This window comes from Methylotenera sp. (assembly GCF_029945705.1).
Taxonomy (GTDB): Bacteria; Pseudomonadota; Gammaproteobacteria; order Burkholderiales; family Methylophilaceae; genus Methylotenera.
The window spans coordinates 60,406-86,424 of the sequence record NZ_JAQSDC010000045.1 but is presented as its reverse complement, the minus strand read 5'-3'; the positions used below and the strand labels follow the sequence as shown (position 1 = coordinate 86,424).

26 protein-coding genes are annotated in these 26,019 nt (G+C 42.4%); 7 read left to right on the top strand and 19 right to left on the bottom strand.

What is annotated here, in order from left to right:
* Positions 1-181: 181 nt before the first annotated feature.
* Positions 182-1,591 (bottom strand): glutamate--tRNA ligase, encoded by a 1,410-nt coding sequence (gltX, locus tag PSU78_RS09890; RefSeq protein WP_300387533.1) that lies wholly within the window; start codon positions 1,589-1,591, stop codon positions 182-184.
* 222 nt (positions 1,592-1,813) lie between these two features.
* On the opposite strand from gltX, the gene PSU78_RS09885 reads away from it, so the two are divergent.
* On the top strand, positions 1,814-3,553 hold the full coding sequence (locus PSU78_RS09885; RefSeq protein ID WP_300387531.1) for a hypothetical protein: 1,740 nt from the start codon (positions 1,814-1,816) through the stop codon (positions 3,551-3,553).
* 41 nt (positions 3,554-3,594) lie between these two features.
* Here PSU78_RS09885 and PSU78_RS09880 read toward each other — a convergent pair whose 3' ends face one another.
* From PSU78_RS09880 to PSU78_RS09870, 3 genes are all read right to left on the bottom strand, one after another.
* Positions 3,595-4,995: an efflux transporter outer membrane subunit gene (locus PSU78_RS09880; protein WP_300387529.1), complete on the bottom strand. Its 1,401-nt coding sequence runs from the start codon at positions 4,993-4,995 to the stop codon at positions 3,595-3,597.
* A 53-nt stretch (positions 4,996-5,048) separates the two neighbouring features.
* A complete protein-coding gene (locus PSU78_RS09875; protein WP_300387527.1) occupies positions 5,049-8,174 on the bottom strand; it encodes an efflux RND transporter permease subunit in 3,126 nt (1,041 codons plus the stop codon).
* 126 nt (positions 8,175-8,300) lie between these two features.
* Positions 8,301-9,518, bottom strand: a complete 1,218-nt coding sequence (locus PSU78_RS09870; RefSeq protein WP_300387525.1) for an efflux RND transporter periplasmic adaptor subunit — start codon at positions 9,516-9,518, stop codon at positions 8,301-8,303.
* 302 nt (positions 9,519-9,820) lie between these two features.
* Here PSU78_RS09870 and PSU78_RS09865 point away from each other — a divergent pair, with 302 nt between their 5' ends.
* Positions 9,821-10,441, top strand: coding sequence for a TetR family transcriptional regulator (locus tag PSU78_RS09865; RefSeq protein ID WP_300387523.1), 621 nt, complete (start codon positions 9,821-9,823; stop codon positions 10,439-10,441).
* Positions 10,442-10,544: 103 nt separating this feature from the next.
* Positions 10,545-10,868: a hypothetical protein gene (locus tag PSU78_RS09860; protein ID WP_300387580.1), complete on the top strand. Its 324-nt coding sequence runs from the start codon at positions 10,545-10,547 to the stop codon at positions 10,866-10,868.
* A 1-nt stretch (position 10,869) separates the two neighbouring features.
* Here the strand turns inward: PSU78_RS09860 and PSU78_RS09855 are convergent, their stop codons facing one another.
* The gene (locus PSU78_RS09855) at positions 10,870-11,418 is read right to left on the bottom strand and encodes a flavodoxin family protein (RefSeq protein WP_300387521.1); all 549 of its coding nucleotides are present in this window, start codon (positions 11,416-11,418) and stop codon (positions 10,870-10,872) included.
* A gap of 186 nt (positions 11,419-11,604) precedes the next feature.
* Here PSU78_RS09855 and PSU78_RS09850 point away from each other — a divergent pair, with 186 nt between their 5' ends.
* The gene (locus PSU78_RS09850) at positions 11,605-11,997 is read left to right on the top strand and encodes a helix-turn-helix domain-containing protein (RefSeq protein ID WP_300387520.1); all 393 of its coding nucleotides are present in this window, start codon (positions 11,605-11,607) and stop codon (positions 11,995-11,997) included.
* A 158-nt stretch (positions 11,998-12,155) separates the two neighbouring features.
* Here the strand turns inward: PSU78_RS09850 and PSU78_RS09845 are convergent, their stop codons facing one another.
* The 3 genes from PSU78_RS09845 to rimO form a co-directional block, all read right to left on the bottom strand.
* On the bottom strand, positions 12,156-12,386 hold the full coding sequence (locus tag PSU78_RS09845) for a hypothetical protein (protein WP_300387518.1): 231 nt from the start codon (positions 12,384-12,386) through the stop codon (positions 12,156-12,158).
* A gap of 335 nt (positions 12,387-12,721) precedes the next feature.
* Complete coding sequence (locus PSU78_RS09840) at positions 12,722-13,030, bottom strand: hypothetical protein (protein ID WP_300387516.1); 309 nt, start codon at positions 13,028-13,030, stop codon at positions 12,722-12,724.
* Between the two features lie 60 nt (positions 13,031-13,090).
* Complete coding sequence (gene rimO / locus PSU78_RS09835; RefSeq protein WP_300387514.1) at positions 13,091-14,428, bottom strand: 30S ribosomal protein S12 methylthiotransferase RimO; 1,338 nt, start codon at positions 14,426-14,428, stop codon at positions 13,091-13,093.
* 103 nt (positions 14,429-14,531) lie between these two features.
* Here rimO and PSU78_RS09830 point away from each other — a divergent pair, with 103 nt between their 5' ends.
* Entirely contained in the window at positions 14,532-14,774 is a 243-nt protein-coding gene (locus PSU78_RS09830; RefSeq protein WP_300387512.1) for a hypothetical protein, read from the top strand.
* On the opposite strand, the gene PSU78_RS09825 is transcribed toward PSU78_RS09830, so the two are convergent.
* Complete coding sequence (locus tag PSU78_RS09825; RefSeq protein ID WP_300387510.1) at positions 14,718-15,623, bottom strand: ZIP family metal transporter; 906 nt, start codon at positions 15,621-15,623, stop codon at positions 14,718-14,720. The genes PSU78_RS09830 and PSU78_RS09825 overlap by 57 nt on opposite strands.
* Positions 15,624-15,786: 163 nt before the next feature.
* Between PSU78_RS09825 and ygiD the strand changes: the two genes are divergently transcribed.
* A complete protein-coding gene (ygiD, locus tag PSU78_RS09820) occupies positions 15,787-16,578 on the top strand; it encodes a 4,5-DOPA dioxygenase extradiol (RefSeq protein WP_300387508.1) in 792 nt (263 codons plus the stop codon).
* Here ygiD and pgeF read toward each other — a convergent pair.
* On the bottom strand, positions 16,575-17,348 hold the full coding sequence (pgeF, locus tag PSU78_RS09815) for a peptidoglycan editing factor PgeF (RefSeq protein WP_300387506.1): 774 nt from the start codon (positions 17,346-17,348) through the stop codon (positions 16,575-16,577). The two genes, ygiD and pgeF, sit on opposite strands and share 4 nt — an antisense overlap.
* 5 nt (positions 17,349-17,353) lie before the next feature.
* On the bottom strand, positions 17,354-18,445 hold the full coding sequence (gene rluD, locus PSU78_RS09810; protein ID WP_300387504.1) for a 23S rRNA pseudouridine(1911/1915/1917) synthase RluD: 1,092 nt from the start codon (positions 18,443-18,445) through the stop codon (positions 17,354-17,356).
* Between the two features lie 40 nt (positions 18,446-18,485).
* Between rluD and PSU78_RS09805 the strand changes: the two genes are divergently transcribed.
* Positions 18,486-19,295 (top strand): outer membrane protein assembly factor BamD, encoded by an 810-nt coding sequence (locus PSU78_RS09805; RefSeq protein WP_300387502.1) that lies wholly within the window; start codon positions 18,486-18,488, stop codon positions 19,293-19,295.
* Positions 19,296-19,682: 387 nt separating this feature from the next.
* Here the strand turns inward: PSU78_RS09805 and PSU78_RS09800 are convergent, their stop codons facing one another.
* The 8 genes from PSU78_RS09800 to PSU78_RS09765 form a co-directional block, all read right to left on the bottom strand.
* The gene (locus tag PSU78_RS09800; protein WP_300387500.1) at positions 19,683-20,144 is read right to left on the bottom strand and encodes a ferritin-like domain-containing protein; all 462 of its coding nucleotides are present in this window, start codon (positions 20,142-20,144) and stop codon (positions 19,683-19,685) included.
* Between the two features lie 168 nt (positions 20,145-20,312).
* Positions 20,313-20,510 (bottom strand): hypothetical protein, encoded by a 198-nt coding sequence (locus PSU78_RS09795; protein ID WP_300387499.1) that lies wholly within the window; start codon positions 20,508-20,510, stop codon positions 20,313-20,315.
* 21 nt (positions 20,511-20,531) lie between these two features.
* Positions 20,532-20,780 (bottom strand): hypothetical protein, encoded by a 249-nt coding sequence (locus PSU78_RS09790; RefSeq protein ID WP_300387498.1) that lies wholly within the window; start codon positions 20,778-20,780, stop codon positions 20,532-20,534.
* Between the two features lie 56 nt (positions 20,781-20,836).
* A complete protein-coding gene (gene der, locus PSU78_RS09785; RefSeq protein WP_300387497.1) occupies positions 20,837-22,291 on the bottom strand; it encodes a ribosome biogenesis GTPase Der in 1,455 nt (484 codons plus the stop codon).
* A gap of 82 nt (positions 22,292-22,373) precedes the next feature.
* Entirely contained in the window at positions 22,374-23,564 is a 1,191-nt protein-coding gene (gene bamB, locus PSU78_RS09780) for an outer membrane protein assembly factor BamB (RefSeq protein ID WP_300387496.1), read from the bottom strand.
* A gap of 67 nt (positions 23,565-23,631) precedes the next feature.
* Positions 23,632-24,255: a tetratricopeptide repeat protein gene (locus PSU78_RS09775; protein ID WP_300387494.1), complete on the bottom strand. Its 624-nt coding sequence runs from the start codon at positions 24,253-24,255 to the stop codon at positions 23,632-23,634.
* 45 nt (positions 24,256-24,300) lie between these two features.
* A complete protein-coding gene (locus PSU78_RS09770; RefSeq protein ID WP_300387492.1) occupies positions 24,301-25,104 on the bottom strand; it encodes an ABC transporter ATP-binding protein in 804 nt (267 codons plus the stop codon).
* Positions 25,101-25,988 (bottom strand): ABC transporter ATP-binding protein, encoded by an 888-nt coding sequence (locus PSU78_RS09765; RefSeq protein ID WP_300387490.1) that lies wholly within the window; start codon positions 25,986-25,988, stop codon positions 25,101-25,103. The genes PSU78_RS09770 and PSU78_RS09765 overlap by 4 nt, the downstream gene beginning before the upstream one ends.
* Positions 25,989-26,019 lie beyond the last annotated feature (31 nt).

Here is a 26,019-nt window from a genome sequence, read left to right as displayed (position 1 = left end):
TTAAATAAATACTACATAGCACCAGCTACATTACTGATGTTACTCTTGTTGAGATTTAGAACAATGCAATTCGTTCTATTTTTCTATCAAAATATCAGAAAATTCTAAAGCACTTATTCAATATGAGGTGGCTGGCTAAAATTTCAATAGCCACCACCTATATTCATATGAAATTTAAACGCTACTTAAGCGCTGAATTAAGTCTAGCTAACACTTCATCTTTACCCAACAGAGCCATCACCTGATCAATACTTGGTGATTGTGCAATACCTGTCAGCATCACACGTAAAGGCATCGCCACTTTAGGAAATTTCAGTGCGTTACTGGTAACAGCGGCTTCAATTTCATGATGAATAGCCTCCGCCTGCCAATCAATACTACTCAATGATTGCACCAAGGCAGCCAAAATAGGTTTTATTTCAGCCGTTAAATGCTTTTCAGCGGCAACTTCATCAATCACAGGATTTTGATAAAAATACGCGATGCTGGCGGCTAGCTCATTCAAAGTGTTCGCACGCTCTTTATACAAATCAAGCACTGCAGATAAAACTGGTTGCTCACTTACCGTAACGCCAAGCTTATGCAAGCGCTTAGTAATATCTTTAACCAAATATGCGTTATCCGCTTGCTTAATGTAATGCGCATTCAGCCAATTCAATTTCTCAGTATTAAACTGCGCGGCAGATGGCGTGATATGGTCTAAATCGAACCACTCGGCAAACTGCTGTTTACTGAACACCTCTTCGTCACCGTGACTCCAGCCCAATCGTGCCAAGTAATTAATCACCGCTTCTGGTAAATAACCGTCATCGTCATATTGCATCACACTCACAGCACCGTGGCGCTTAGAAAGCTTTTGCCCGTCATTACCTAAAATCATAGACAAATGGGCATATTGTGGCACAACGATTTTTTCATCCAACTCAGCAAGCGCCTTGAGCATATTGATTTGACGTGGCGTATTGTTGACATGATCATCACCACGAATCACTTGCGTAATACCCATGTCGCTGTCATCAACCACTACACAGAAATTGTAAGTAGGTGTACCGTCAGCACGGGCGATAATCAAATCATCAAGTTCAGTATTGGCAATTTCAATGCGACCCTTCACCATATCATCCCAAGCCACTACGCCATCTACTGGGTTTTTAAAGCGAATAGCAGGGGCCACACCTGCTGGCGGTGTAGGCAATACCTTTCCAACTTCTGGACGCCACTTTCCGTCATATCGTGGCTTTTGTTTATTCGCCATTTGCTGCTCGCGCAAGGCGTCAAGCTCTTCACGACTAGAATAGCAATAATAGGCACTACCTGCATCCAGCATAGTTTGAATCACTTCTTTATAGCGATCCATACGTTGCATTTGGTAAAAAGGACCCTCGTCATAATCCAGCCCTAACCACTGCATACCATCTAGTATGGCTTGCACCGCTTCTGGCGTACTACGCGCCACATCGGTGTCTTCAATACGTAGAACAAAATCTCCGCCATGCTTTTTAGCAAAAGCCCAAGAAAATAAAGCGGTACGAGCACCACCAATGTGCAAAAAACCAGTGGGACTAGGAGCAAAACGAGTACGAACGGTCATATTTAACAGTAACTTACATTAACAATAAAATGGTTATTTTATCATGCGATGTTAAATAGCTCTTATGTAATCAGGTTTATATCCTCTATAATTTCACATAATTTGTACTACCCACATCAGACATTCAAACTTAAAGAATCTGCAACTACTGGCACGCTACTTGCTTTTATTAATACATATTCGTATTTTAATCATTAATTAAAGTATAAAAATAGACCAAAAATGGAATTTTTTAGAAAAATATTTAATCAGCCACCATCGTCAAAAGCCGAAATAGCTTTTGCATGGGGCAAAGAGTTAGATGGCATGGATGATGTGTCTGCAATTGAGCACGCAACACAACAACTCAACGCTGACGCTAAAAAAGACATTTTCAAAGACGAGCAACACATAGAATCGCTATTTGCGATTGACGAAAAAATACACATCATTGTCGATAGAATTACATCTCACTATATTAATATAGATAATTTGAGTGTTGATTTAGAAGAGCGTATTGCCAATGCGGTGTTTTTATATCACAGACAGATTTACCTCATTTATAACACACTCATTGATCATTTAGCGCCCTTCCAACCACAATCTTTAATTGTGATGTTGGCGCGCGCTATTAACAATGCCACGCAAATGATTAAATGGCGCTTTTATAATTATCAAAGCGCCCCAGCAAATGTTTGGCTACAATTATCTAAACTCTATTTAGTCGCTGAAAAGCAGTCCATACTTGATAGCTATGTAAGAGCTTACCCCGAGAAGGAAATCACCACCCTATCTTCTGCCTACATGCAAGCTTGCATGCTGGGCAACTTAGAAAGCCTAAGTTTTCAGCGTAAACAAATTGAATTAGTGAGCAATATGCTGGCGTATTGGACACCTAAGATTCTTATTCAAAATACCTATGATGAGAATAAACATCTATTTTATGTAGATACTGCAAGTGATGCAGCTGCAAAACGCATTAGAAATTTCAAGCCTTTACCGAGTTATCGCTATTGGTGTTTTGATAGTGTGAATCTAAAGATTGAATTATGCCTTTCACTGATTGAATACAACATCTTGCCCAAGCAACAAGAGATGAAAGATTTTATTAGTCATCAATACGCTGTACCTACTTTAGAAATTTTGAAAACAGAATGGTCGCGTGCTGAATATAAACGTCAACGTAGATCGTCTGAGCGCGCGAAAACATCTAAATACGCAAGCACTACTTATGGCTTTGAATACACTTGCTATCACATCAAACAGCATGAAAATATGCGTATTCAACGTGTGGGTAAATCTTATCAAGGTAATAAATCGTTTGACGAGCGATTGGCCACACACTCTTTAAGTAAAGATCAGAACGGCCCCAATGTTATTTATTTAGACTTGGGTGCAGCTCAATCTAAAATTATTGATGAATGCCCTAAAGGGTTAGGCATGTACACCAATAAGCCTGCAAGTGAATTGAGCTTGGGCATGCTGATGGGCGTGACCATCAGTGATCAAAAAGACGCCACTAAAATCGGTGTCATTCGTAGCATAAAACCTGTGATTGGTAACGAGCTACATATTGGTATTGAGCTATTAAGCACCACTGCTTTTTGTGTAGAGGCGCAGAACGTTAGCGTTGCCGCGGCTAAAGCTAAGAGCTCTGCTGAAAATAGCTCAGTAAAAAATACGCCTATTGTGACTAGAAAAGAATTCAACGAGCCTGTGGGTTTTAACAGCGGTGCTGCCGAGACTAGCTTTACCTGCCTATATCTACCTAGAGAGTTTACTCTTCCTCAACATGACTCAATGCAACTCGAGTCGTTGATAATACCTAGGCTGCATTACAACAAAAATGACACCTATAGAATCAATATTTCTGGCGCGGATATGTTAGTTAAGTTTACTGAAACTTTAGAACATCATGAAAACTGGTTACGCGTTATTTACACGCAAGTCATAGAAAGAAAAATGGCAACTCAACTCTCATAAAGTGATGAGAGTTGAGTGCCGTTCACATGGATGACTAAGTATTATTTAGTTTGAGTCTGCTCTTCAGCTTGCCAACCACCACCCAGCGCTTTAAACAAACCTACCGTAGCCGCCAATCTAGCTTGACGACTTTGCACGTAAGATAAAGCGGAGTCGTTATAAACACGTTGTGCATCTAATACATCTAAATAAGCAGAATAGCCTGATTTATAGCGGTTTTCAGACACATCTAACGCTTTTTTAGCTGCGATTTGGCTTTTATTCAGCGCGTCTTCACGTTCAGTGTTTTGACGTAAATCGACCAAGGCATCATTCACCTCTCTGAAGGCTGTTTGTATAGCGCCTTCATAGCTCGCTAATGCTTGCTTTTGTTTCGCACTTGCCTGATCTACTTTAGAGTTAAGCTTACCTGAATCAAATATCGGCAAATACAAACTTACGCCACCTGTCCAGATACGTGCTGCTGACTTTAATATATCGCCCAACTCCAAAGACTCGCCACCTAAACCAGCAGTGAGTGAGATGGTTGGATATAAAGCCGCTTTCGCCACGCCGATATTTGCATTTGCAGCAATCATTTGCTGTTCAGCCTGAGCCACATCTGGCCGAGCTTCTAACAAACTAGAAGGCAAGCCAGCTGGTGGCGTTGGTGGAACTGGTAACGACTGTATGTCAGCACTGGCGATATTTAAACTTAACTCACCCGTCAATATAGCTAGCTGATGCAAGCTCAACGCTCTTTGTCGCGTGAGTTCAGCATACTGAGCGCCCAGGTTTGCACTTGCCACTTCGGCCTGATAGACATCTAAAGCTGACGCAACGCCACCTTCTAAGCGACGTTTAGTTAAACCTAAACTAGCTTCACGACTTTTCATGCTCTCTTGGGTGAGCGTAATTTGCGAATCTAAACTGCGTAGGGTTAAATAATTAGTAGCAACCAAGCCGGATAGTGAAAGCGCAACCGTATCTTTTGCATAGCGAGTAGAGAGTATTTGTGCACGCGCTGATTCTTTTGCACGACGCAGTTTTCCCCAAAAATCGATCTCAAAAGAAGTCCCTAACTCTGCTTTAAAATCATTACGTGGATTAGTCGTCACAGGGTTACCACCCAGCTCAGTCACGCGTGATCGATTAGCACCTGCATTCAAATCGACTTGAGGTAGTGTTGCGGCGCCAATCTCCCTAGCCAAAGCGTCAGCCTCTTCTATACGTGCAACAGCCAATTTAATATCAGTATTAGTTTGTAAGGCTTTGCTCACCAAATCATTTAAAAGCTGATCTTGATACGCCGTCCACCAAGTCGATGAGACTTTGCTTTGCGCCTGATCCGCCTGCTCTGAGTATTGGCTAGGTACTGCCAATTTTGGGCGTGAATAATCTGGCCCCAACGATTGACAAGCAGAAAGCAGCGCCATTGGTACTATTAAACAAATAAGTTTCATTTTAAAAAGGTTCTTGTTAAAAAGGTTCTGGTTATTCAAAGTTAAATATTGCATCACACTGTCTCCTGCTTATTGAGGTCTGTTTCAACATGTCCATGGTGACGCACATGCTTGCCAGATAACCAAGTAAAGAACAGTGGAATGAATATTGTCGCAACAAACGTTGCCAATATCATACCGCCAAACACGCCAGTACCCATTGAACGTCGTGCTGCTGCACCCGCACCAGAAGCAACCACCAACGGTACGATACCTAACACGAACGCCATTGATGTCATGACAATTGGTCTAAACCTCATTCTAGCGGCTTCAAGCGCAGCTTGCCCAACAGGCATGCCTGTTTCCATTTTCTGGCTGGCAAACTCCACAATCAAAATCGCATTTTTTGCTGCTAAACCAACCAGCGTAATTAAACCAATTTGAAAGTAAATATCATTGGGCATGCCACGTAACAACACAGCCAACAACGCACCAGCTAAAGCAAATGGTACCGCCATAATCACAGCCAATGGTAATGCCCAAGTTTCAAATTGCGCAGCAAGAATCAAGAACACCATGATAATCGCAAAGCCAAAAGCCATAATCGCCGCTGAACCTGTACGTTTTTCTTGGTATGCTTGACCTGTCCAAGCAATTTGGTAGCCATCTGGCAAGTTTTCTGCCGCTACTTTCTCTACCATTTTAATCGCTTCTCCAGAACTAACACCTGGCGCACCACCACCTAATACCTTGGCAGAAAGCAAACCGTTATAGCGCTCTAATAGCTCTGGACCTACAATGTTACTCACTTTACTTAACGCTGAAAGCGGTATCATTTTGCCAGCATTTGAGCGCACATAAACCTTACCTAAGTCTTCAGCTTTCATGCGAAATTCTGCCTCAGCTTGTAACTGTACTCGGTAAGTACGGCCTGATTTATTAAAGTCATTTACATACAGAGAACCCATCGTACTTTGCAAAGTAGCGTAAATATCAGCCACTGGTACACCTTGTGAAATAGCTTTAGCTTCATCAACTTCAACAAATAACTGCGGCACAGTTGGACGGAAAAACGTATTAATACCGGCTAACTCTTTTTCAGCTTTTAATGCTTCAGTAAAGCTATTCACTACGGCTGATAAATGTATAGGGTCAGTATCACTTCGGCTTTGCACATACACTTCAAAACCTCCTGAGTTGCCTAAACCGCGAATCGCAGGCGGATTAAATGCAATTGCCATCCCATCTGGCTGCTGCATACCGATACCAAAAAGCTTGCCTACAATACCTTCCGCCGTGGTTTGACGTTCAGCCCAATCTGTCATTCGAACAAACATGGTTGCTGCACTAGTTTTGTTACCGCCGCCTATTAAATCTAGTCCGTAAATTGCAAACTCATGAGCAACTGCAGAGTCTTTAGAAATTGCCGCACGCACAGCCTCAGTTGTTTTAGCCGTTCTCGCTAAAGTTGCTCCATCTGGCATAATAACCGCTGCAATTACATAGCCTTGGTCCTCTGCTGGTACAAAACTACCAGGTACAGATCTAAGTAAGAGAACTACTAAAACAATAATTCCACCAAAAACGAGAGATCCAATAAACTTATGATGCAAAGTTAAATTCACTGTTTTTGCGTAAAAATTAGTTAGTTTCAGAAAACCACGGTTAAACGGTTTAAAAAATGCTGATTCTTCATGCACAGATTTTAGTAATATTGCACATAAAGCGGGGGTGAGTGTCAGTGCAACTAGGCCTGAAACTACCACAGCAACGGCAACAGTCACTGCAAACTGGCGATACATTTCACCTGCAATACCACCTAAGAATGCCACTGGCACGAATACCGCACAAAGCACTAGTACAATTGCAATCACAGCGCCAGATACTTGTTCCATTGATTTAATGGCGGCAGAAATCGGCGACAGTTTTTCTTCTGACATTAGCCGCTCGACGTTCTCTAACACCACAATCGCATCATCGACCACAATACCAATCGACAGCACCATGGCAAACAAGGTTAGCGTATTGATAGAAAAACCAAAAATCCACAAGCCTGCAAACGTACCGATAAGTGAAATAGGCACAGCAATCAATGGAATTAAAGTCGCGCGCCAGCTTTGTAAGAAAATAAATACAACAATTACAACCAACACCATTGCTTCTGCTAATGTTTTTACCACTTCTTCAATTGAAGATTTAACAAAATCACTAGTGTCATAAGGTGTTTCCCAATCCACACCTTTTGGAAAGCGTGGTTTTAGCTCGTTCATTTTATCTTTAACTGCTTGTGCTGTATCAAGTGCATTAGCACCTGTTTGCAAGAAGACAAGAATACCAACACCTGGCAAACCGTCCAATGCCGTACGCACGTTATAGCTTTGTGAACCTAGTTCAATACGTGCTACATCTTTTAAATACAACACACCACGTGGCCCGCTAGCGCGAATAATAATATTGCCAAATTCACTAGGCTCAATCAAACGACCTTTAGCGGTAACTGTGTAGACCAACTGTTGCGAGCTAGGTGAAGGTTCTTGACCAATTTTCCCTGCTGCATACTGTGCATTTTGTGCTTGAATCGCAGTGGCAATATCAGTCGTTGTCACGCCTAATTGCGCCATTTTGTCTGGACGCAACCATATACGCATAGAGTAATCTTGTCCGCCGACAATACTGGCGTCTCCAACACCTTTAATGCGCTTAAGCTCATCTAACACGTTGAGTGTTGCGTAATTACTTAAATAAAGCGGATCATACTTCTTCTGTTTATCAGTCAGCATGGGCACGATCAATATGTCATTCGACCGCTTTTGCACCACTAAACCAGTACGGCGCACTTCATCAGGCAAGCGTGGCGTAGCAATATTTACGCGGTTACTTACATTAAACGTTGCTTGATTAACATCAGTACCTACTTCAAATGTAGCAGTAATCGTCAATGTGCCGCTGGAGTCAGCACTTGAGTTAAAGTAAAGCAAACCTTCAACACCGCTTAACTGTTCTTCAATTGGTGCAGCTACGGTTTTAGATAATGTTTCAGCACTCGCACCAGGATAAGTTGCGGTAATTAGCACTGTTGGTGGGGCAATATTAGGATACTGCGCAATTGGTAGTTTTAATGCCGCTGCCAAACCTGCCAATACAATAATGATTGATAAAACGCTGGCAAAAATAGGCCGGGTGATAAAAAATTTGGTCATATTAATTCTCGTTTAAACTTGGTTTAATCTTAGCTAAATTCTGTTGCCTGAGCATTCATTTGGTTAGAGTATTCAAGCATTTAGCTTTAATCTTAAAAATTGTTCATTTAAGTATCATTTATTGACTTACTTTGCAGCAGCTTTAGACGGCTCTGCTGGTGCTGCAGGCGCTTCACCAGCAGGATGTGGTGCAACAGCAGCTCCTGGACGCAACTTAATGACATTATCAACAATTACTTTCTCACCAGCTTCAAGACCACTTAATACCACCCAGTCTGTTCCTACCCAGTTACCAACCACAATCGGTTTAATCGTCGCTTCATTCTTATCATTCGCAACGTAAACAAACTTGCCTTGGTCGTTAGTTAAAATGGAAGTTTGTGGCACAACAAACACGCCATCTTTGTGACCAGTAGTCACACGAACACGCACGAACTGTCCTGGCAATAAGCTTTTATCAGGATTATCAAACGTCGCACGTAATTGCTGTGTGCCAAGTTGTGGATCTATGCCACTTGCAGCAAAGTTCAAACTACCTTTTGAAGGATATTCCTTGCCACTTGGCATGATGAGCGCCACTTCTTTTACGTTAGATGGCGATAAATGCCCACCTAACTGCGCCAACTCACTATCTGACAAGCTAAAACGCACCCAAATTGGGCTAATTTGGCTCACTGTCGTCAATAGACTAGTATTAGCACTCACCAATGCACCTTCTGAGAATTCAAAGCGCCCAGCTATGCCTGACAGAGGAGAGGTTACCGTTGTGTAAGATAGGTTTAACTGTGCTTCACGAACACTTGCCTCAGCTTGTGCTAAAGCTCCGCGTGCCAAATTACTGTCAGAGCCCGCATTATCAGCCTCACGTTTACTAATAGACTGTGATGCCAATAAACCATCTAAACGCGTTGCTTCACGCTGAGTTTGCTCTACATGTGTTTGCTGTTGTGCTAATTGCGCTTTAGCGTTTGAAAGTGCAATTTGAAATGGCACTGGGTCTATTAAAAACATCGCTTGACCCGCTTTAATAGGTTCACCTTCTTCAAATAGCTTTTTGAGCAAAATACCACCCACGCGTGGACGTATCTCCACTTCTTTTGCACCTTCAGTTTGTGCTACAGATTCTGCGCTAATCGGCACGCTGGTTGCCTTTAACTCAATCACACTGACTGGCATGGGGGGCATTCCGCCACCAGCTTGCGCAGCTGCATCATTTTTCTTACCACAACCATTCAAGGCTAAACCAACCAGTAGAGCGATTGTAGTCAACTTGACTGCACCTGCTAATGACTTGGTTTTTAATAAATGTACTTGAGGACGTTGCTTATCGACGTTGAATAACATTATTGGCTCCACTTTTTAATTTAATTCTTTGTTTAATTGGTTTTTTGGCTTAATTGATTGCTTAATTAAATTAGCTACTCAGCTATTTTTTAAATATGTATTCGGTTTAATTTCAGCTACACCAATGATTAATATAGTATTTTTATCATTTTTTATAAAAATTTACTTGCTTACATTCTTGTTTGTATGTATATTATATACAAACAAGAATGTATGTATATATATTTTACAAATATTTAACAAATTGATTTGGGTTACCTAATTCATATTAGGTAAGCACTTAAATGGCGAGAACAATTTAAATGGTTAGAAAAACTAAAGAAGATGCAGAACTTACGCGAAAACGCATTATTAATTCTGCTCGCGCTGTATTCTTAGCACGTGGCGTAAGCCGATCAACCTTAGAGCATATTGCAGCACACGCAGAGGTCACTCGCGGCGCCGTCTATTGGCACTTTGAAAACAAAACTGAAATTTTCCACGCTATCCGCGATCAAGTTTTTCTGCCCCTCATCGACCGCATGGATGACTCATTGACCCTAGCTAGCGATGTTGACCCACTCACTCAAATTGAAAACAGCCTTTGTGTGACCATTGACGATCTTAATAACAACATTGAAATGCGTCAAACGTATGAAATCATGATGATTAAATGCGAATACGTAGACGAGTTCTCTTTAGTTTTACAACAAATTCTCAATAATTGCTCAAGTATCACAGGCAAAATTAAACTTGCTTACGAACGTGCAGAACAGCAAAACCTACTATCAAGCAAACTTACACCTCTAGCGCTGGCATTAGATACTCACTTATTTTTTAGCGGTTTATTGCATATGTGGGTAAAAGACGCGGATGGCACTATGTTTAGGCATCAAGCGAAAGACCTCATCAAATCTCACATTAACTTACGCAGAAAACAGTAATTATCAGCAAAACACTTGTTAATCGCCAAACATGACTATATTATCGGTCTGACTGATAATATAGAGCCATCTAACTGTGGCTATTTCAGCGCTTGGAGGCGATGTGAAAGTACAAATTGGCGAAATTTACGGTAAGCAAACCTCTGCTAAATTTGTGATGTACAACGTAATAAAAGTAAATCAATCTCTAGTCACATTGCAAAACATCGACAATCCATTAAGCCTATTTGAAATTACCACACAAAAACTTGCAAGCTCAGGTTACATTCGCCTCAGCCAAACACCATTTATAGATTTAGAAGCATCAACGCCAAAACGCCGCAAAGCCTCTAAAAAACCTACACGCTGCCCGCTTACCTTTGACTTTTTAGAAGAGCGCGCTGATAGCCAGCGGCCTGCTCCCATTCATCAAGACTTATTCGCTTAAATTAAGCCTTAGCTGCAAATTCAGCAATACGTGCGCCAAGTAGTTTCGCCGTTTCTAAATCACCCACGTTCACTTCATCTGCAGAAGCATCGCTAGGGGTCGTCATTAACGCACCAGAAAAACCACCCACATAATTCACATCGCCATGCTTGGCTGTTTTTGCATTTGAAGGCATTAAGCCAGTTCCCACCCAAACACCAGAATGCTGCATTGAGAGTGTGATTAAATACTGAATAGTTGATGCTTTATCACCGTTCATCGTGGCTGAATTAGTGAAGCCAGCAAAAATCTTATTTTTCCATTTTTGTGTAAACCAAGCCTTAGAGCTTGCATCCGCAAATTTTTTAAACTGCCAGCTGACAGAACCCATATAAGTTGGTGAGCCCATAATGATAGCTTTTGCCTCATCCAATTTAGCCCAATCCGAATCGGTAATTTCACCGTTTTCATTAATAGCAATTAAATCCGCCTTTGCACCTTCAGCTACAGCTTCAGCTTGTTTCTTAGTGTGGCCATAACCACTGTGGTAAATCACGACTACATTACTCATTTTTATTCTCCAATATTTACAAAGTGATCATTGCATTTCAGTCACCTTAAGTCTGTGTCTTACCTAACATAAGGCTATATTTTTAATTGTCAGATGACAGTATAATTGCATTAGTCACTTTAAGTAAGTAGGCACCAGAAGAACATATAGGCACTTTTTAGATACCTATATAGAACGAGGTTATATATGGATGGATCAGAAAACTTAGATAATCAAAAGCAAGCCTGTGCATTTAATGCAGACTGCCCAACACGCTTGATACTTAATAGAATTGCAGATAAATGGACAGTGCTAGTCATGATATTGCTAGAAAGCGAAACCAAACGCTTCAGCAATCTGCAGCGTGAAATTGGCGGCATCTCACAAAAAATGCTCACGCAAACCTTGCGTGGTTTAGAACGCGACGGCTTAGTCAGCAGAAAAGTATATGCCACCGTGCCACCAAAAGTGGAATACGCCCTGACACCCCTTGGGCACACACTTAAAGACTTACTTTACGCGGTTAAGACTTGGTCAGAAACCAACATTAAAGAAGTGCTAGCCGCACAACAAGATTACGATAAATTGAATTTGAAATAGTGAAACATACTCAAAACACCTGCCCTGCAACCCTCATGGATATTGGCTCGCAGGGCATATATTTGAATTCGTTACGCCTAGTCAGATTCAGTGGCTTTGACAACATTCGTAGTTGATTGAACCATGTCGGGGGTAGCCCGACAGCTAGTTACTTTCTTTTAACTGCCTAAAAAGAAAGTAACCAAACAAAACGGCACCCCAACACCACGGCCTAGCGGCTCCCTTGCGCTACTCAACATAAAGGCAGCAAACGGAAACTCGCCAAAAAAAATCATTTGGCTCAAACAGCCGCTTGCTGAAACCACCTTTATGTCTGCGTTGCTCAGCGTGGCGCAAAGGGGAATAGTTTCACCCAACATAGCGTGAACATCACCGCCTTTGACCTTCAACTCACCTGCTCTGTGACCCGTATGGATATTGGCTCGCAGGGCATATATAAAACTATCAAAACAACATGCTTTTGACCTTCTATCCCCTGCTACCGCGCCGAGCAGGGCAAGCTTTATGGGAGTTTTCGGTAAGCGGCTGTTTGAGCGAAGCGAGTTTTCACATCAGAACAATTGCTTGAGCAATTCGTGATGATGGGGATGACCTTTACGGTTACCGCTTGCCACCCATATGGCTGAGCAGCGCAGGAAACAAGCGGTAGGGGGTTCCTTTTTGTTTGGTTACTTTATTTTGGGCAAGCAAAATAAAGTAACTCGCCTAGAGGTGAGAAAGAAACTTATAAGAGGCAATACGTAACAACAGAACTTTCCCGTTCATTTTGTTTTTTACAACTTATATTTTGTGGGTCTGTGTCAAAATCACATAGTGAACTTGAAAAAGTTTTATGAACCTCACAAGAACCTAAAGTATCGAAACGTGCAAACACCTTGCATCCAACGTCTCCAACATCACAAATAATGAAGCGTACTGGGGTGTCTCCCACTGCATTTGCAGGCGTTTGCTTAGTTGACGAGGAATTATCACATGCAGCTATAATCAAGACTATCAAAATCAGAGAAAAGTATCTAAATGCTGAACGCTTCATAGGTAACCTCGAACATTAAAATATTATAGAAAGATACTATTAAATATTTTTTAACACAATCTAAGCTCTCGGCGGCCCGCCGCGCAAATCATGGCCATCCGCACTATAAATCTCAACTTCCACAAAATCACCCGGTGTTAAACCATCTGCATCTTCCATATACACCACACCATCAATCTCCGGTGCATCGGCCTTGGTGCGGCCAATCGCTTCAATATTACCTTCAGAATCTTGCACAATTTCATCGACCAACACCGTTTGAATACTGCCGATTTTGTTGTGTAATTTAGCCGCGCTAATACGCTCTTGCACTGCCATAAAGCGGCTTAAGCGCTCTTGCTTTACTTCTTCTGGCACTTGGTCTGGCAACTCATTCGCTTTTGCGCCATCCACTGCAGAATAAGCAAAACAGCCTACTCTATCTAATTGCGCTTCTTCTAAGAAATCTAGTAGCATTTGGAAGTCATCCTCAGTTTCACCAGGGAAGCCTGCAATAAAGGTACTTCTTACCGTAATATCAGGGCAGATTTCACGCCATGCTTTAATACGTGCAAGGTTGTTCTCTGCATGGGCTGGGCGTTTCATCGCCTTTAAAATACGTGGGCTGGCGTGCTGAAATGGCACATCTAAATAAGGCAGAATCAAGCCGTCTGCCATTAAGGGAATCACTTCGTCCACATGAGGATAAGGATAAACATAATGCAAGCGCGTCCAAACGCCTAGATCACTCAAACTTTGACAAAGCTCAGTCATACGCGTTTTCACTGGGCGACCATTCCAAAAGCCTGGACGGTATTTCACATCGACCCCGTATGCAGAAGTATCTTGTGAGATGACTAGAATCTCACTCACGCCTGCTTTGACTAAGTTCTCAGCTTCGTTCAGCACTTCACCAATTGGACGGCTAACTAAATCGCCACGCATACTCGGAATAATGCAGAAACTACAACGGTGGTTACAGCCTTCTGAAATTTTCAAATACGCATAATGACTAGGGGTTAGGCGTATGCCTTGTGGCGGTACTAAATCGATAAATGGCTCGTGCAGTTTTGGCAAGTTAGCATGCACAGCTGTCATCACTTCCTCAAGCGCATGCGGGCCTGTCACGGCTAGCACGCTTGGATGCGCCGCCTCTACCACGCCTTTTTTCGCACCTAAGCAGCCAGTCACAATCACCTTGCCATTTTTGGCAATCGCCTCACCAATGGCATCTAGTGATTCTTCTACCGCGCTATCAATAAAGCCGCAGGTATTGACTACCACTAAATCGGCATCTTCATAGCTGCCTGAAATTTCATAGCCTTCTGCACGCAATTGGGTGAGAATACGCTCTGCATCTGAGCCCGCTTTAGGGCAACCTAGAGAGACGAAACCAACTTTTGGATTTGATAAACTCATTATAAAACTCACATTTCTAATTTAAATAGGGTGAAACTAAAATTAAAACGTCTAGACATACAGTGACGATTAGTGACGATGTTTTAATTTTTTAAAAACTTATATGTACATTATTGCAATTGCTTGGCTATACATTACCGTGCTCATGGCTGCGACTGAAAAAACCATCACAGCAGGTGTGCTAACCTTTACATTCTACGGACTATTACCTTGCGCATTATTATTATGGATATTAGGCGTCAACCACAGACGCTTTAAAAAACATCAACAATCTTTACGCCAAGAATCTTTACTCGAGGAAGAAGTGAGCAGCCAAGATAGTGCTAACGCCAATCGAGATGAGTAATACTTGCGCAATGGTGGCTTTTAATTCTGTACGTTTGTGCAAACCTGGAATTAAATCTGCCACTGCCACGTACAGCAAACTCGATGCCGCTAAAGCTAAAATAACAGGAATCCAGCTTTGCACATATTGCAAGGCAAAATAGGCCATCAAACCACCCACCATCGTCGCCACGCTTGAAACCAAGTTAAAAATTAAAGCCTGTTTTTTTGTATAGCCTGAATGAAGCAAGATTAAGAAATCACCAACTTCTTGCGGAATTTCATGCGCGATAATCGCCAGCGCCGTCACCACCCCTAATTTAATATCCGCCGTAAATGCGGCAGCAATCAAGATACCATCGATAAAATTATGAAAAGTATCGCCTATCATAATCATTAAGCCACTTCTGCCGCCATCGTGGATGTGCGAATGGCTGTGAGCATCGCTAAGTAAAATGGTTGGTTGCTGAGCGTTAACTGCGCGATATTTAGCGCCACCTTCTTTTTCTGGATGTGTGACTGGGCAATTTTCTTCAGTATGTACCGCATGCACTTCGCAATGGTCGCCATGACAGTGGCGCCAAATGACTAATTTCTCTAATACAAAAAATAACAGTAAGCCAATTAGCAGCGTTGCAGAAACCTTTTCAACACTGCCAGCGATGCTAAATGCATGTGGCAAAATTTCTAAAAACACAGCACCCAACATCGCACCAATCGCATAACTCACGAGCATTGGCACCCATGAGGTGCGAACGTTGAGCGCAAACAAGGCAGCCAAGCAAACACTCAATACTCCACCCAATAAGCTGGATAGAACAATCCAACTAAGTACAGACAACGGTGCAGAATTGATGGTTAGGTTTAACATAGCGTTTCAAATAAGGCTTAAAAGGTGATCTAAACAAACTGACGAAGTGTGCATTATACTGAATATATGTAAGCAAAGCCTTAGTCGTATTTGATTGCTTGTTAAAACCGTAACCATCCCAACATAATGCGATATATCAATTAATTAGCACAATTAATTTTACATGATGAAAAACCAAGAAAATATTACGCGCATGCCAGCCATTTTTATTGGTCACGGCAACCCCATGAATGCGATAACGGACAATCCATATCGTGAGGCATGGCTAGCTTTGGGTAAGCGTTTGCCTAAGCCAAACGCAATACTATGCATTTCCGCACATTGGCAAACGCGCGGCACACAAGTTTGTGTAGTAGAAAACCCACAAACCATACACGATTTTGGCGGTTTCCCAGCAGAGCTATTCGCTCAGCAATACCCTGCCCCAGGCTCGCCTAAATACGCAAAGATGGTCTGTGATTTATTTCCTGCCAATCAAATAACAAGTACATTAGATTGGGGTTTAGACCATGGCGCATGGACAGTTCTACAATCTCTTTTCCCTAAAGCGGACGTGCCAGTTTTTCAACTTAGTTTAGATGTGAGTCTAAATTTTGCGCAACATTTTAAGCTAGCTAAGCAATTAGCCAGCTTACGTCAACAAGGCGTAATGATGATAGGCAGTGGCAACATCGTGCATAACTTAGGCAAGCTCAACATGCAAGGCAAAACGGCTGAGTGGACTATTGCATTTGACGATTACATTAAAAAAGCTTTGGTATCAGAAGATGAGGCCGCCTTACTAGATATATCTCTGGCTGGCGATTCAGCGAGATTTGCAGTGCCTACAGATGAACATTACTTGCCTTTGTTGTACATTGCGGCAGTTAAGCACACTGATGACAGCATGCAGTTTCTAACAGAAGATTTTGATTTAGGTGCTTTGAGTATGCGTAGCGTGATTTACAGCAGTTAATTATCTAACCAAATCAAACTAGCCATGCGACCAGTCACATTATCTCGCCTGAATGAGAAAAAGCGCGCTTCATCGGTATAAGTGCAAAAATCCTCATTAACGCTACCGCCGTAGATTTGCTTAACGCCCACATTTTTTAAGCGTTGCTGTGCGATTAAATACATATTGCAAAGCCACTTTTGGTTTTCTTTATGATCGCCATGCGGCTTGAATGCTTGCTCAGCATGAGAATCATGCTGCATAAATTGCTGCCTGACTTCATCACCCACTTCAAAAGCATCAGGGCCAATCGCAGGGCCAAGCCAAGCTAAAATCTCGCTTTTTTCAACGGGCAGTTTGTTAACAGCCGCTTCAATCGCACCATCACACAAACCGCGCCAACCTGCATGTACAGCTGCAACTACAGTTCCAGACTTGTCACACAACAATACAGGCAAACAGTCTGCCGTCATTGTGACGCACACCACGTTCGCTTGAGTGGTAAACGCCGCATCGGCATTTTGCAAACAAGTGCTTTGTGCAGCATCTATCACGTCAACACCGTGTACTTGATTCACCCAAACAGGCTCACTAGGTAAATAAGGACTTAATAATTGGCGATTTTTGGCGACGGCAATAGCATTATCGCTGACATGCGCACCTAAATTCAAACTCGCATAAGGGGCTAGGCTAACGCCACCTAAGCGGGTTGTTTGCAAGGCCTTAACATTGGCTGGTGCAGGCCAGTTTGGGACTATGAAATTTAAATCAGGAAAATGCAAATCAGACATGGCATTTACTCTTCGTCTTCGAGTTCCAAATCATCATCTTCGTCAAAGTCTTCATCGTCCTCATAATCCTCGTCTGACAAATAAGGCTCAGAGCTAAACTCAAACTCTTCTTCATCTTCATTACGTGGATCTTCGTGGCGCATGGCTTCTAGCAAAGCTTTCATGTCATCAGCCAGCTCAATTTGCCATTCCATAAACTCATTAGTCGCTGGATGCATTAAGCCAAGCTTAATCGCATGTAAGGCTTGCCTGTTGAATTGACTAACTTCATCACGTAAAGTTTGCGTCATCACGCGGATAGGAATAATGCCACGGAACCCATACACAGGGTCACCCACGATAGGCGCTTTTAAAGACTGCATGTGTACACGGATTTGATGGGTACGACCTGTTTCCAAATTACAACGCAAATACGTTTGTACTGAAAATCGTTCTAATATTTCATAACGCGTAATGGCTGGTTTACCCATACGATTTAGCGCCATTTTGGTACGCGAACGTGGGTCACGTCCAATGGCTTGGTCCACAACGCCATTACGCCATAACTGACCCCATACAATGGCGCGATATTCACGCTTCACTGTACGCGCCTGCAACTGGCGAACTAAATTTGTTTGTGCAGCTAAGGTTTTTGCCACCACTAATATGCCGCTGGTGTCTTTGTCTAGTCTGTGAACAATACCTGCGCGCGGCACATCTTTTAATTGCGGCGCGTGAAAAAGTAAAGCATTTAGCAGCGTGCCACCCCAATTACCCGCTGCTGGATGCACCACCATGCCGGCAGGCTTATTGATGATCATGATATGGTCATCTTCAAACACTATATCCAGCGGAATATCTTCTGCAACATAGGCGTAGTTTTCTGGCTTGGCTTGCACCTGCACTATCACATGCTCGCCGCCCCACACTTTGGTTTTAGAGGTGCTAGGCAATTTATCTACAGTGACTAAGCCTTCTTTTATCCAAGTTTGTAAACGTGAACGTGAGTGCTCAGGCAACATACGTTGCAAAGCAACATCTAAGCGTAATCCGCCTAAATCGTTTGAAATAGTCAGTGTAAGAGTATTATTAAGTGGTTGTGGAGTAGCGTCTGTCATCGGTTATAATTATTACTAATTTCTTAAAGTAGGTTTCGGCATGAAGTATATCTTAATTTTAATGTTCGCCTTGTTAATGAATGGTTGCGCTATATTTGGTGCGCCTACAGAATTGGATGATACCAAAGGCTTAACAGCGGAACGCATTTATCAAATGGGTTCCGAAAAAATGCGTGATAAAGACTATGATAAAGCCATTGTCTATTTTGGCAAGCTAGAATCTCGCTACCCCAATGGACGTTTCGCAGCCCAAGCCCAGCTTGAAACTGCCTACGCTCAATTCAAAAAACAAGACCCCGTTTTATGTGTTGCAGCGGCTGACCGTTTCATTAAATTGCACCCCAATCACCCTAATGTTGATTACGCCTATTATCTAAAAGGCCTAGCTGTATTTAACGAACGCGGCGTGATTGAAAAACTAACTAAACAGCAAATTAGCGATCGCGACCCCCGCTCACTACGTGATTCTTTTGTCACATTTAAAGATTTAGTCACACGCTACCCAAACAGCAAATATATAAAAGATGCTACGCAACGCATGGTTTATTTAGCAAATAGCTTGTCAGACCATGAACTAGATGTAGCCAATTACTACATGAAACGCCAAGCTTACCTAGCCGCTATTAATCGTTGCAAATACGTGCTGGAATACTACCCACAAACTCCTGGCGTTGAACAAGCGCTAGTCACCATGATTAGTGCTTACGACTTAATGGGCTTAGATGATCTTAAAAAGGATACTGTGCGCATTTTAGAAACAAACTATCCGAATAGCGCCCTGCTAGGCAGTGGCGCCCCTGCTGACGAACGCGTTTGGTGGAAGTTTTGGGAAAGTCTCTATACAAAATAATCGTCCAAATGAACGAATTTAAGTTATTTAAGCCCAAGTAGTATGGGATACTTTAACAAACTATCTGGATTCGTTCGATCGCCTTCTGGTTTGGAATGGACTTTACTTAAAAAAATACCGCGAATATTTTTAATAAGTGCATTCATTCCATGTGCAATTATATTAAAACTGTATTTGTTCAATGACGCTTTAAATGCAGAGCAGCTAAAAATCATTTATCAGTGTCTAGGCGTGCTATTTAGCCTTTGGTTCTTTATCGGCACTTTAGCTATTGGCTGCGTAATCGTTATTTTGATGAAAGGGCCTGCTTACGTAGCAGACCCTTATGAACTCCCAGTTGAGAACAAGTCTTTAGAAAATCATCCCAACCTTTGAGTGGTGGCTAATTTAACTCTGAAACTTAGCAATTTCACCTGGTTTTCTGAGCATTTTATCAACTTCGCCTAGATGCAACTCTTCTTGATAAATCATCTCACGAGCATATTCTTCTAGCATGACTGAATCACCTTCAACCAGCTTTAATAAAGCTTTATAAGCATTCAGTGAAACGGTTTCATGCGCTAATGACTCACGTAGAATATCGCCAATATCATGGTTGTGTGTTTCTAATAACGGCCCAATAGAAAGTGATGGGTGAGCGCCTAAATGCGTGATCAACTCACCAGCCTTATCTGCATGGCCTAGTGACTCTGCCGCTTGACTACGTAGCCAAGAAACAATAGGAATGCGGTTATAGCCAAACACCATTAAGGCATAGTGCGTATAACGCACAACACCAGCGAGTTCTAACTCTAAAATTGTATTTAATGCTTTTGTAACTGGCGTAGAAACGTCGTGTTCTGTAGTCATTGCTATTCTCCTGAATCTAGTAAAAAATGAGTTTTAAAGCTCACAGGAATACAGTGTATCGTAAATAAAAATAGCTTGCAGAACTGCGAATAGTTCGCATTTTTAGTTTCAACAGTATTGCTGTTGCACAAATAGATTGATAGCACTACTTAATTCAGTTTGATTAAACTAGGATGACTTTTTTTGATGCTTGTCGCGTTTGAGTGCTAAATAATTTGCACGACGCCCAGCAATAAAGTGGAATGGAAATAAGACCAACATAGCACCACCAACAATCCAGTGCGTCCACAACGCAATCTCTCGAGTTTCATCCGCACAGTATAGAAACAAGCCCGATATTAATAACAGGCCCATCACAGCAACCATAAAACCACCAGAAACACGATTTCACCTACTTTTCCAACCAGCTTTGATGTGTGTTGGTATCACGGCACCAAATAGCAATACAAGAAAATAAGCGGCAACACCATGTGCCATCAGAATACTGTGATTCTCAACGGCTATAGGGGTAATTTGGAACTCATGTGCTAACAAATACCAACTGCCAGAAACTGCGCAGATCACAAATACAATATGTGTTGCCAAAGACTGCCAGCGCGGCAGGTGCGCCACCTTACTTCTGTGTTTGTAGATCATAGATTATACTCACGAACGCTTGCGTGACTTAACTAAAAGGATATTCATCAATCTGGTTATCGTTTTTTAGCGCTTCTATCTTTTTCTTCCACGTCTTTTTTCGCTTTTAATTCAGCCCGATGTGCGGTTTTACGGCGACGCATGCTAACTATACCTTCACCAGGTTTACGTTTATCTTCATCTTCTGCAAACGGATTACTACCTTGCTTGTACTGAACACGCAGTGGTGTACCTGACAGCTGGAAAGTTCTACGGAAAGTCTTTTCCAAGAATCTTGTATAGGCGTCTTTAACTCCGTCCACATGATTACCATGCACCACCACGATTGGCGGATTGCTACCGCCTTGATGCGCGTAACGCAACTTAGGACGTATACCTTTACTAATCGGCGGCTGGTGCTGCTGTAGCGCATCAATTAACACTCGGGTAAGTTGTGGGGTAGCCAATTTAGCAAACGCGGCTTTAAAGGCAATATCCACTGATTTAAACAGCTCTGGCAACCCTTTTTTACGCAACGCAGAAATGTAATGAAATTCCGCAAAGTCTAAAAACATCAATTTACGGTCAATCTCACGCTTAACCCAATCGCGCTCTTCTTCTTTCAGGCCATCCCATTTGTTAATTGCGACTACTAATGCACGACCTGCATCCAAGATATAAGCAGCAACGTGAGCATCTTGTTCGGTAATACCCTCTTGTGCATCCACTACCAAAATCACCACATTAGCCTCTTCAATAGACTGTATGGTTTTAATAACAGAGAATTTCTCGATCGCTTCCAACACGCGACCACGCTTACGTACACCAGCCGTATCTATCAACGTGTAGTGTTTACCGTTTTTTTCTAAATCAATCGAGATAGAGTCACGCGTTGTACCAGGCTCATCAAACGCAATCACACGATCTTCACCAAGCAATGCGTTGACAAGTGTAGATTTACCTACGTTAGGACGACCGACAATAGCCACTTTGGGGATTCTGTCGCCTGTTTGGTCTAACTCAGGCTCTTCTTCCTCTTCATGAAAGCTCTCTAGCGCCAAGTCAATAATATCTTTTACACCTTCGCCATGTGCAGATGAAATTGATAATGGATCACCTAAGCCTAACTCATGGAATTCAGCACTAACAACCGCTTTGTTCATGCCCTCAGTTTTATTCACTGCAAGTAGCACTGGGCACTTACTTCTGCGTAAACGGTTAGCGATGTCCATATCTTGAGGTGTTGCGCCTTGGCGACCATCCACCAAAAAGATAATCACATCAGCTTCATCAATCGCCAATAAGGTTTGAACCGCCATGGCTTTAAGAATGCCACTATCTGTGTTTGGCTCAAAACCACCAGTATCTACCACTAAATATGGCTGACTCGCACCTATGCCGCGACCATAGTGACGGTCACGCGTAAGCCCTGGCAAGTCTGCGACTAATGCGTCACGACTTTTAGTCAGTCGATTAAATAAAGTGGATTTGCCGACATTGGGTCGGCCAACCAAAACAACGGTAGGTAACATACGAGCCTTCTAATAATTACTTGAGCCAGATAGCGCGTTGGCTAAGGCTTAATTTTTCTATTTCTGCAATGCTATGCGGCATTCATTTAATCTGAATTGCATAAATGCCGCCGTCACGTGTTTGTGCTAACACGGTAGTACTATTGATTGCTGCCATGATTGGCATAACTTGACTATTGCTGGTCTTAATTCTTGAAGCGACTGCGCCATCATCACGACTTAGAAAGTGAACATAGCCTTCAACATCGCCCACTGCAACTAAACTTCCCATAGGCAATGGTGCCGATAACTGGCGATTTTTAAGTGCTGCTTGGCGCCAAAAAGTTTTTCCTGTGGTGTAATCAAGTGAGTAAACTGAACCTATGGCATGTGAAACAAAAATACGGCCGTCTTCTACACTAATCCCAGATAAGCTAGATATATCACGGTTCCAAACCACTCTACCAGTTATTCTATCAACCGCTGCAATTCTGCCTTGGTAAGCAACGGCATACACTAAAGGCCCATCTACAAAAGGTAAGCTTGTAATATCAGCAATACGTTCAATCTCAGTTACGCCTTTAGGCTGAGCGACAGAAGCTTCCCACAATAGTTTTCCATTATCAGCACGTATTGCAATTAGCTTCCCGCCACCAAAACCCGCATACACCGCACCACCATCTACCACCACACCCGCGCTGCTGCGCAAGGTAAGTGCAGGACTTGTGCGGTCATAAACCCATTTGCGGCTACCATCATTCGCATTAATACCGTAAATGCGGCTATCGCCCGTGCGAGCAATTACAATGCCATCAAAATACTTTGGAGCACTTAATATTTCACTGCTAAGTTTAGATTTCCATTGCAGCTTACCTTCAATATCGTAAGCATAAACCACACCTTTTTGCGTACCGACTAACACTAAACTACCGCCCACACCCACGCCGCCTGATAATTTTTCGCCAGCGTTTACACGCCAAACCTGTTTACCATTCGTCGCATCTAATTTAACAACTTCACCGTTTGCACTGGCCGCATAAGCATAACCAGCCTCAACTACTGGTGAAAAATCAAAGTCTTCTGTCGCACCTACTTTAGCTTGCCATAAAAGTTGAGTCGCGGCTGTTTCTTTTATCTCTGTCAGTGGATCTGGCGCATCAGCAGCCTCACGACCAAAAATCTTGTCAGATACATCCGTTTTAAGATCTGAGATTGTGCTGCATGCGGTCACCAAGAATAGGCTTGTGACAGCCAATAGGGTTAATGATGCTTTTTTAAATTGATATAAAGACAATGCAATGCTCCAGCTTATTTACTCGCGCCGATTACTTGAGAACGAATCTTTAAATACTTAGGCTAATTTAACCTAGTGCTTCCAGTTTTTGCTGAGTCAGCGCACGGAATTTACCATGTTGATCCAATTTAGCTAACGCTTCTTGATAAGCCGTTTTAGCTTCTGAACTTTTGCCTAAACTGACCAAAACATCACCTTTAAGGTCAGCAAACAAACCATCAAACCCTGCATCATGCGGAGCATTTAATAGCTTTAAAGCACCTTCGAAATCTTTTTCTTCAGCTAAGATATTGGCTAATTGCAAGCTAGCTAAAGCGCTTACTGAAGTTTCTTTTGCGTTTTTAATTGCCCAATCTAATTGCGCTTTCGCACTTTTAGCATCATTCGCTTGGTAATTGGCTTTAGCAGCAAACAACGCTGCACGACCTGCGTAAGGCGTTCCAGCAAACTTATCCATTAATACGGCAGATTTAGCCTGTATAGATTTCAAGTCTTTTTCATCAGCAATTGAAAGCTCTTGATATTCTGTTGAAGCCTCAACTGCTTGTTTACTTTGGAAATAATGCCAACCTTGATAAGCAGAGTAAGCCACTAACACGCCAATAACTAGCGTACTAATCATTTTGCCGTTTTGTTTCCACCAGGCTTTTAGTTCATCAATCTGTTCTTGCTCTTCTAAATCGTATGCCATTACTTTTTCCTAATATTCTCTGAAACCAATAAATTTAATCGAACCTTAAGCATTGACTGCTTTTTTGCCAGGTATGGCCGCCAACAGATTTTGCGTATACTCATGTTGAGGATGTTGATAAATATCTTCAACTTTGCCCTGCTCTACCACTTTACCGCTATTCATCACGACAATATCATCAGCAATATGGCGCACTACGCGCAAATCATGGCTAATAAATACATAACTCAATGCCATTTCGGCTTGCAACTCTTTTAGCAGTAACAAAATCTGCGCTTGTATTGAAACATCCAATGCTGACACTGGCTCATCGCACACCACTACTTTAGGCTGCAATACCAAGGCTCGCGCAATGCCGACCCGCTGCCTTTGCCCGCCAGAAAACTCATGCGGATATTTTTGCATATCAGCTTCGGTTAAACCAACACGCTTTAACATCGCGACGACTTTTTTTTGCTGTTCAGCAGCGTTACCAAGCTGATGAATCAATAAACCTTCGCCTACAATCTCACCCACTCGCATGCGCGGGTTGAGCGAGGCAAATGGATCTTGAAACACCATTTGCAAATTTTTACGTACTGAACGTAAATCGCTACCACTTAATTTCGCCAAATCTTGGCCAGCAAAAAGCACTTCACCACTATCCAAGGGTTGCAATTGTAACAGACAACGTGCCAACGTGGATTTACCGCTACCAGATTCACCCACAACGGCAAGCGTTTTACCTTCTATTAGGCTGATGCTGACATTATCTAAAGCCTTCACCAAGGTTGTGCCGAAGCCAAATTTACCGCTACGCTGCGTGTAGGTTTTCACTAGGTGATTAGCTTGCAAAATAACATTACTCATGCGGCTTTACCCTCTTTCAACCACGCATAATCTATCGGCTTGAGCGGTTTTTTGCCTTCAGCATCGGGTACACAATCAAGCAGCGCTTTGGTATATGGATGCTGCGGATTACCAAGCACCTCATCTTTAGTGCCAGATTCAACAATCTCGCCTCTAAACATGACCACCACATTATCTGCAATATCCGCTACCACACCAAAATCATGCGTAATAAACAGCATACCCATATTCATGCGCGTTTTAAGTTCATCTAGCAATTTAAGTATCTGCGCTTGCACCGTGACATCTAGCGCGGTAGTTGGCTCATCGGCAATCAACAAGCGTGGCTCACAAGCGATGCTCATGGCAATCATGACGCGCTGACGCTGACCACCTGAAAGCTCATCAGGATAACTATCCGCGCGGCTTGGTGGTATACCAACCATTGTTAGTAAACTGGCAATTTTAGCTTTTAAAGCATCGCCCTTTAAGCCCAAATGCGTTGTTAAACTTTCACCGATTTGATAACCTACCGTGAGCACTGGGTTTAATGAAGTCATCGGCTCTTGAAATATCATGGCGATTTTTGCGCCTCTAATTTTTCGTAAGCTTGCTTCATCAAGCATGGTTAAATCTTGTTCGCCTGACTTCTTATCATTTAGTACGCCATCATTAAAGATGATTTTGCCAGAAGTTAACTGTAACTGCTTAGATAGCAAGCCCATCACGGACAAAGCCGTTAAACTTTTTCCACTACCCGACTCACCCACAACACACGTTGTTTTTCCTGCAGCGATGCTAAAACTAACATCGTTAACCAATAAGCGCGTTGGCGTTTTTTTGGGTGAAATGCTCACATGCTGCAACTGTAATAAGGGACTAGCTTCATTCATTTCAGCGGTCATTTTTTCGCTCAACGTTGAATATCAATGGTTG